At 66.8% G+C, this 7878-nt stretch carries 8 protein-coding genes; 6 read left to right on the forward strand and 2 right to left on the reverse strand.

What is annotated here, in order from left to right:
• The coding region (locus ACPEH1_RS20255; protein ID WP_423716300.1) for a DUF47 domain-containing protein at positions 1–398 on the forward strand (398 nt) is incomplete at its 5' end.
• A 13-nt stretch (positions 399–411) separates the two neighbouring features.
• The gene (locus ACPEH1_RS20260; RefSeq protein ID WP_136006364.1) at positions 412–1533 is read left to right on the forward strand and encodes an inorganic phosphate transporter; all 1122 of its coding nucleotides are present in this window, start codon (positions 412–414) and stop codon (positions 1531–1533) included.
• Positions 1534–1594: 61 nt separating this feature from the next.
• Here the strand turns inward: ACPEH1_RS20260 and ACPEH1_RS20265 are convergent, their stop codons facing one another.
• The gene (locus tag ACPEH1_RS20265; RefSeq protein WP_136006366.1) at positions 1595–2146 is read right to left on the reverse strand and encodes a GNAT family N-acetyltransferase; all 552 of its coding nucleotides are present in this window, start codon (positions 2144–2146) and stop codon (positions 1595–1597) included.
• Between the two features lie 136 nt (positions 2147–2282).
• Positions 2283–4172 (reverse strand): DNA topoisomerase IV subunit B, encoded by a 1890-nt coding sequence (gene parE, locus ACPEH1_RS20270; protein ID WP_136006368.1) that lies wholly within the window; start codon positions 4170–4172, stop codon positions 2283–2285.
• A 160-nt stretch (positions 4173–4332) separates the two neighbouring features.
• Here parE and ACPEH1_RS20275 point away from each other — a divergent pair, with 160 nt between their 5' ends.
• The 4 genes from ACPEH1_RS20275 to eno all read left to right on the forward strand — a co-directional run.
• Entirely contained in the window at positions 4333–4572 is a 240-nt protein-coding gene (locus ACPEH1_RS20275) for a hypothetical protein (RefSeq protein ID WP_017355626.1), read from the forward strand.
• Positions 4573–4952: 380 nt separating this feature from the next.
• Complete coding sequence (locus tag ACPEH1_RS20280) at positions 4953–6608, forward strand: CTP synthase (protein ID WP_017355625.1); 1656 nt, start codon at positions 4953–4955, stop codon at positions 6606–6608.
• A complete protein-coding gene (locus ACPEH1_RS20285) occupies positions 6605–7030 on the forward strand; it encodes a hypothetical protein (RefSeq protein ID WP_017355624.1) in 426 nt (141 codons plus the stop codon). Before ACPEH1_RS20280 ends, ACPEH1_RS20285 begins: the two co-directional genes overlap by 4 nt.
• Before the next feature lie 65 nt (positions 7031–7095).
• On the forward strand, positions 7096–7878 hold a 783-nt coding region (gene eno, locus ACPEH1_RS20290; protein WP_423716301.1), incomplete at its 3' end, for a phosphopyruvate hydratase.

Raw genomic sequence — 7878 nt, forward strand, 5'->3', positions numbered from 1 at the left:
AGGACATCGAAGCGCTGGGCTCGGCGCTGTACAAGATTCCCAAGCAGATCGAGAAGTTCGCCGATCGCTACTCGCTGGCCACCGCCCACCTGGAGCACATCGACTTCGCGCCGCGCGCGGCGATGCTTGAGCAGGCCGCCAGCGTGGTCGTGGAGATGGTCAATGACCTGCGCCACATGAATCTGGACCGGATGACCGCGCTCAACGAGAAGCTGCGATCGCTGGAGAACGAGGCCGACCGCCTGATGCTCGAGCTGTACCGCGACATCTATTCCGGCCGTCTGGACAACCTGCAGATGTTCCTGCTCAAGGAGTTCTTCGAGATCCTGGAAAAAGCCATCGACCGTTGCCGCGAGGCCGGTGTGGTGGCGTACCAGATCGTGCTGAAGAACAGCTGACGGACGCCACAGCATGCTGACCCTTGTCCTGGTGGTGATCCTGGCCGCGCTCGTCTTCGAGTTCATCAACGGCTTCCACGACACCGCCAACTCCATCGCCACCGTAGTGGCGACCAAAGTGCTCTCGCCCGGCTGGGCGGTGATGCTCGCGGCGTTCATGAACCTCATCGGCGCCCTGACCGGCACCGCCGTGGCGCTGACCATCGCCTCGGGCCTGCTCAACACCAACGTGGTGGAGGTGACCCCGCAGGTGATCCTGTGCGCCCTGCTGGGTGGCATCATCTGGAACCTGATCACCTGGTGGAAAGGCCTGCCGTCGTCGTCCTCGCACGCGCTGATCGGCGGCCTGTGCGGTGCCGGCCTGGCCGCGGCCCACAACAACTGGGACGCCCTGATCTGGTCCGAGCGGATCGGCACCTGGGCCCAGAACAAGGGCCTGCTGTGGAAGGTGTTCCTGCCGATGATCACCTCGCCGATCGCTGGCTTCCTGCTCGGCATCGTGGTGATGCTGCTGCTGTGGGCGATCATCGCGGGCATGGCCAAGGTCGGCGGCTGGCTCGGGCGCATGGCCCGTCCGCGCATCGTCAATGCCTTCTTCGGCAAGGCGCAGATCGTGTCGGCGGCCTACATGGGCTTCGCCCACGGCCACAACGACGCGCAGAAGACGATGGGCATCATCGCCATGACCCTGATCGGCGCCGAGGCGACCGGTGCGCTGAACGACCTGCCGTCCTGGCTGGCCTTCATGCACCCGGACGCGCACGCCGGTGACGGCATCGCGATGTGGATCGTGCTGACCTGTGCGGTGGTGATGGCCGCCGGTACCGCGTCGGGCGGCTGGAAGATCATCAAGACCCTGGGGCACAAGATGGTCAAGCTGCATCCGATCCACGGTTTCGCCGCGGAAACCAGCTCGGCCACCATTCTGACCCTGGCCGCGCATTTCGGCATGCCGGTGTCGACCACGCACAGCATTTCCACCGCGATCATGGGCGTGGGCTACGCCAAGAACCCGCGTTCGCTGCGTTTCGGTGTGATCGAGCGCATCGTGTGGGCCTGGATCCTGACCATTCCGGCGGCAGGCGGCTGTGCCTACCTGATCCTGAAACTGTTCGAGCTGGTCGGCTGGGCGTAAGCGCCGGGCCCCGCCTGGCTGGAAGGGAAAGCCCGCCGACCGGCGGGCTTTTTCGTGCGCGTCAGGCTGCGCGGTCGCGTGCCAGCAGGCCGTACAGCGCCGAATCGGACAGCTCGCCTGCGATGCACCAGCGTTCGCGCAGCAGGCCTTCGCGTTGGAACCCGATCCGCTCCAGCACCGTCGCCGATGCGGCATTGCGCGGATCGATCTCCGCTTCGAGCCGGCGCAGGCCGCGTTCGTCGAACAGGTAGGTCGCCAGCCGCGTCAGCGCCTCGCGCATGTACCCCTTGCCCTGGACCTGCGGGGCCAGGTTGTAGCCGATCTCGGCGCGGCCGGATGCGGCGTCGATCGCGAATACCACACAGATGCCCAGCAGCGGCCCGTGCGCGCTGTCGCGGATGGCCAGTTTGAGCTGCGTGCCGACCGCCATCGCGGCGAGGTCGTCGGCAATCTGCGCCTGCGCCTGGGCGAGGTCCGTCCACGGCGCGTGGTTCCAGTAGCGCATCACGTCGGGATCGGACTGGATCGCGAACAGGGCAGGGGCGTCGTCCGCGCGGATCGGGCTCAATACCAGGCGGGCGCTGTCCAGGCGCAAGGTCGAATCGAAATGCATGTGGGCTCCACCAGACGAGGGACCGCCACGCTACCCGATCGCCCTGCGCGCAGGATGAAGGGGCGATGTCCGGGCCCGTCCCACAACGAAACAGCGCGCCGGACGGCGGGCTGTTCCAGGGGGGCGTGCTGTCGGATCAGGCGTCCAGCGAAGCCAGGTCGCCCTTGTTCTCCAGCCACTGCTTGCGGTCGCCGGCGCGCTTCTTGGCCAGCAGCATGTCCATCAGCGAGTGGGTCTGCTCGCCATCGTCGATGGTCAGCTGCACCAGGCGGCGCGTATCGGGGTGGATGGTGGACTCGCGCAGCTGCTGCGGGTTCATTTCGCCCAGGCCCTTGAAGCGGGTCACGCTGACCTGGCCCTTGATCTTCTCGCGTTCGATCTTGTCCAGCAGGGTGCGCTTTTCTTCCTCGTCCAGCGCGTAGAACACCTGCTTGCCCACGTCCACGCGGAACAGCGGCGGCATCGCCACGAATACATGGCCGGCATCGACCAGAGCCGGGAAATGCTTGAGGAACAGCGCGGTCAGCAGGGTGGCGATATGCAGGCCGTCGGAGTCGGCATCGGCCAGCACCACCACCTTGCCGTAGCGCAGGCCGCTGATGTCGTCCTTGCCCGGGTCGCAGCCGATCGCGATGGCCAGGTTGTGCACTTCCTCGGAGGCCAGCACGCTGCCGGAGGAGACTTCCCAGGTGTTCAGGATCTTGCCGCGCAGCGGCATGATCGCCTGGAAGTCCTTGTCGCGCGCCTGCTTGGCGCTGCCGCCTGCCGAGTCGCCTTCGACCAGGAACAGTTCGGTGCGCGACAGGTCCTGACTGATGCAGTCGGCCAGCTTGCCGGGCAGGGCGGGGCCTTGGGTGACCTTCTTGCGGGTGACCAGCTTCTCGGTCTTCAGGCGCGCGCTGGCGCGCTCGATGGCCAGTTGGGCGATCTTCTCGCCGATGTCCACGTTCTGGTTGAGCAGCAGGCTGAAAGCGTCATGCGCGGCACCTTCGACGAAGCCGGCGGCCTGGCGCGAGGACAGGCGTTCCTTGGTCTGGCCACTGAACTGCGGATCGGTCATCTTCAGCGAGAGCACGAACGACACGCGGTCCCAGACGTCTTCCGGGGCCAGCTTGACGCCACGCGGCAGCAGGTTGCGGAAGTCGCAGAACTCGCGCAGCGCCTCGGTCAGGCCGGTGCGCAGGCCATTGGCGTGGGTGCCGTGCTGGGCCGTCGGGATCAGGTTGACGTAGCTCTCCTGCACCAGCTCGCCTTCCGGCAGCCAGGCCACGGCCCAGTCCACCACCTCGGTGTCCTTCTTCAACTGGCCCACGAACAGGTCGGCCGGCAGCATCTCGCGCTCGCCCAGCTCGGCCTTCAGGTAGTCGCTCAGGCCATCCTCGTAATACCAGGTGTCCTGCTCGTCGGTGGCCTCGTCGCGCAGTTTGACGGTCAGGCCGGGGCACAGCACCGCCTTGGCGCGCAGCAGGTGGCGCAGGGCACGCAGGTTGTACTTGGGCGTATCGAAGTACTTCGGGTCGGCCCAGAAGCGCACCCGCGTACCGGTGTTCTTCCGGCCGACGCTGCCGACCACTTCCAGCGGGGTGGCGCGGTCGCCGTTGCGGAACGTGATGCGGTGTTCGCTGCCATCGCGCTTGATGTGCACTTCCACCAGGGTGGACAGCGCGTTGACCACGCTGACGCCAACGCCGTGCAGGCCGCCGGAGAAGGTGTAGTTCTTGTTGTTGAACTTGCCGCCGGCATGCAGCCGGGTCAGGATCAGTTCGACGCCGGGGATCTTCTCCTCCGGATGGATGTCCACGGGCATGCCGCGGCCGTCATCGCTGACCTCGCAGCTGCCGTCCTTGAACAGGGTGACCTCGACCGTGCGGGCATGGCCAGCCAGCGCCTCGTCCACGGCATTGTCGATGACTTCCTGCGCCAGGTGGTTCGGGCGCGCGGTGTCGGTATACATGCCTGGGCGGCGCTTGACCGGGTCCAGGCCGGACAGGACTTCAATATCGGCGGCGTTATAGCGGGCGTTCATCTGTCTTCATAAAGCGCAAAGCGACGGCGAAGTTTGCGGTCTGGACGGCTTTTTTGCACGCCGCACGTTCAGGGGGCGGCCGACCGGGGCGCGATAGACTGTGCAGGCTGGAACCGGACCCCCGGCGCCCGCACCCAAGCCGATACCGCGAGGAGCACCCATGAAGAAGTTGCTGACCATCGTTGCCATTGCCGCCGCCGTCGTGGCCGTGCCGCTGGCGCTGGCCCAGAACGCCGGACAGGGCCAGCCCGCGCCGCAGCAGGGCGAACAGGCCGACAAGGCGCAGGCCGAGGCCGAGGCCAAGGCCAAGCGCCGGGCCGCTGCCACCGCCGAGATGAAGGCCAGGGGCGAACAGGCCCCGCAGAAGGAAGAGGAAGAGGAAGCGAGAAAGAAGCGCTGACCCATTCCGGGCCGACACAGGCGCCCCGGCATTGCCGGGGCGTCTTTTTTTTGTGAAGGCGGCCACCCGGGCCTTGGGCTTGGGGCCTCCAATCTGTAAACTATGGCTTTCCGGGAGCAGTGCGTGTCATCCATCAGCGAATGGACTGGCCTGATCGTGCGCGATCGCCAGCAGGGTAGGCAGGAGGTGACGGTCCGCACGGCGACCGGCACGGCCCTCCCGACCTCGCCGACCGGACCCCGAACCGTTCCCCCGATCCTGCCCCCGGCGCGTGTCGTTTCCGCAGCCTGCGGCTGGATCTCTCCGTCTTTCCCCTTTGCGTCGTCCGTCGCCCTGCGCGCCGGCGTCGTTTCCCCCTTCCTGACAGGACACCCCCAGCCATGACTCCCTTGATCTTCGTAACCGGCGGCGTAGTGTCCTCGCTCGGCAAAGGCATTGCCGCCGCGTCGCTCGCCTCCATCCTTGAAGCCCGTGGCCTGCGGGTCACCATGATGAAGCTCGATCCGTACATCAACGTCGATCCGGGCACGATGAGCCCGTTCCAGCACGGTGAGGTGTATGTCACCGACGACGGTGCCGAGACCGATCTGGACCTGGGCCATTACGAGCGCTTCGTCCGCACCCGCCTGAGCCGCAAGAATTCGGTCACCACCGGCCGCATCTACGAGAACGTGATCCGCAAGGAGCGCCGTGGCGATTACCTGGGCGCCACCGTCCAGGTCATCCCGCACATCACCGATGAGATCCGCCGTTGCATGGATGAAGCCACCGAAGGCTTCGACGTGGCCCTGGTCGAGATCGGCGGCACCGTCGGCGACATCGAATCGCTGCCGTTCCTCGAGGCGATCCGCCAGGTGCGTACCGAGCGTGGCCCGGAAAAGGCGCTCTTCATGCACCTCACCCTGGTGCCGTACATCGCCGCCGCCGGCGAGCTGAAGACCAAGCCCACCCAGCATTCGGTGAAGGAACTGCGTTCGATCGGCATCCAGCCGGACGTGCTGCTGTGCCGCTCCGAGCAGGTGGTGCCGGAGTCCGAGCGCCGCAAGATCGCCCAGTTCACCAACGTCTCCGAACGGGCGGTGATCAGCGTGCCGGACGTGGATGTGCTGTACCGCATCCCGATGGGCCTGCACGAGCAGGGGCTGGACGAGATCGTCATCAACCAGTTCAAGCTCGGCGACAAGGCCGGTCCGGCCGACCTCTCCGAGTGGGAGGCCGCCGTGGATGCCACGCTGCATCCGCTCGATGAAGTCACCATCGCCGTGGTCGGCAAGTACGTGGACCACCAGGACGCCTACAAGTCCGTGGGCGAGGCGCTCAAGCACGGCGGCCTGCGCCAGCGCACCAAGGTCAACCTGAAGTGGCTGGAAGCGCAGGACCTGGAAGGCACCGACATGGGCGCCCTGAAGGACGTCGACGGCATCCTGGTCCCGGGCGGTTTCGGTGACCGTGGCTTTGAAGGCAAGGTGCTCACCTCGCAGTTCGCCCGCGAGCAGAACGTTCCGTACTTCGGCATCTGCTACGGCATGCAGGCCGCCGTGGTCGATTTCGCCCGTCACGTGGCCGGGCTGGAGGGCGCCAACAGCACCGAGAACGACCGCCAGTCGCCGAACCCGGTGATCGGCCTGATCACTGAATGGCGTACCGCCACCGGCGATGTCGAGAAGCGCGACGAGCGCTCCGACCTCGGTGGCACCATGCGCCTGGGCCTGCAGGAGCAGCGCCTGAAGCCGGGCACGCTGGCCCGCGAGCTGTATGGCAGGGACGTGGTGTCCGAGCGTCATCGCCACCGTTACGAGTTCAACAACCGCTACCGGACCCAGCTGGAGGACGCCGGCCTGGTGATCGCCGGCAAGTCGATGGACGACACCCTGGTTGAAGTGATCGAACTGCCGCGCGACCAGCATCCGTGGTTCCTGGCCTGCCAGGCGCATCCGGAATTCCTGTCCACCCCGCGCGATGGCCACCCGCTGTTCATCGGCTTCATCCGCGCCGCGCGTGAGCGCAAGGCCGGCGGCGCCCCGCTGCAGGCATGACGATGGACCCGTGGGCGGCGCTGGAAGCGCGCCGCCAGCGGCGGCACTGGCATGCCTGGCCGTGGGGCTGGGCGGCGCTCGTGCTGGGCGTCGGTGCGTGGGGCTGCGCCTTCATGCTGACCATCCTGGTGATGGCCAGCGTGGGCATGCCCGGCGACGGCAGCCACGCCATGCAGGCCACGCAGCCGTACCTGCTGTTCACCCTGGCGCTGTCGGCGGCGGTGGTGCTGGCCGCGCTGGTCTCCATCGTGCTGTCGTTCCGGCTACGCCGCCAGCGGGCCGGTGGCGCGGTGGGGTTGGCGTTGCTCGCGCTGCTGGCGGCGGTTCTGCTGCTGCCCGCGCTGCTGGCGCGCACCGCGTCCACGCAGGTGCTGATCGGTGACAGCACGCCGATTTGGCAAGCGGGGGGCGGGCAGGGATAATCACGCGGCACGTTTTCGGCGCTGTCCTTTGGCGTTTCCCCTTTCTGACTGGTAACCGGCCCGCTATGACCACGATCCGCAGCATCCACGCCCGTGAAATCCTCGACAGCCGTGGCAATCCCACGCTGGAAGCCGACGTTGTCCTGGAGGACGGTTCGTTCGGCCGCGCCGCGGTTCCGTCGGGCGCCTCGACCGGCACCAAGGAGGCGGTGGAACTGCGTGACGGCGACAAGACCCGTTACCTGGGCAAGGGCGTGCGCAACGCCGTGTCCAACGTCAACACCACCATCGCCACCGCGCTGAAGGGCTTCGATGCCGCCGACCAGGAAGCCCTGGACCGTCGCCTGATCGACCTGGACGGCACCGAAAACAAGGGGCGTCTCGGTGCCAATGCGCTGCTCGCCGTGTCGATGGCCAATGCCCACGCCGCTGCGGCGTCCAGGAAGCAGGCGCTGTGGCAGTACCTGGCGCAGGGCCGTGACGTGACCCTGCCGGTGCCGATGATGAACATCATCAACGGCGGCGCGCATGCGGACAACAACGTGGACTTCCAGGAGTTCATGGTGCTGCCGGTCGGTTTCCCCTCGTTCTCCGAAGCGCTGCGCGCCGGCACGGAAATCTTCCATTCGCTCAAGTCGGTGCTCAAGGGCCACGGCCTGAGCACGGCGGTCGGCGACGAAGGCGGTTTCGCCCCGGACTTCCGCAGCAACGTCGAAGCGCTGGACACCATCCTCGAAGCGATCGGCAAGGCCGGCTATACCGCCGGTGAAGATGTGCTGCTGGGCCTGGACGTGGCCTCCAGCGAGTTCTACGAGAACGGCAAGTACAACCTGGTCGGCGTGAACATG

The sequence above is a fragment of the Stenotrophomonas sp. NPDC077421 genome (assembly GCF_049545505.1).
In the GTDB taxonomy this organism is placed as follows: domain Bacteria; phylum Pseudomonadota; class Gammaproteobacteria; order Xanthomonadales; family Xanthomonadaceae; genus Stenotrophomonas; species Stenotrophomonas nematodicola.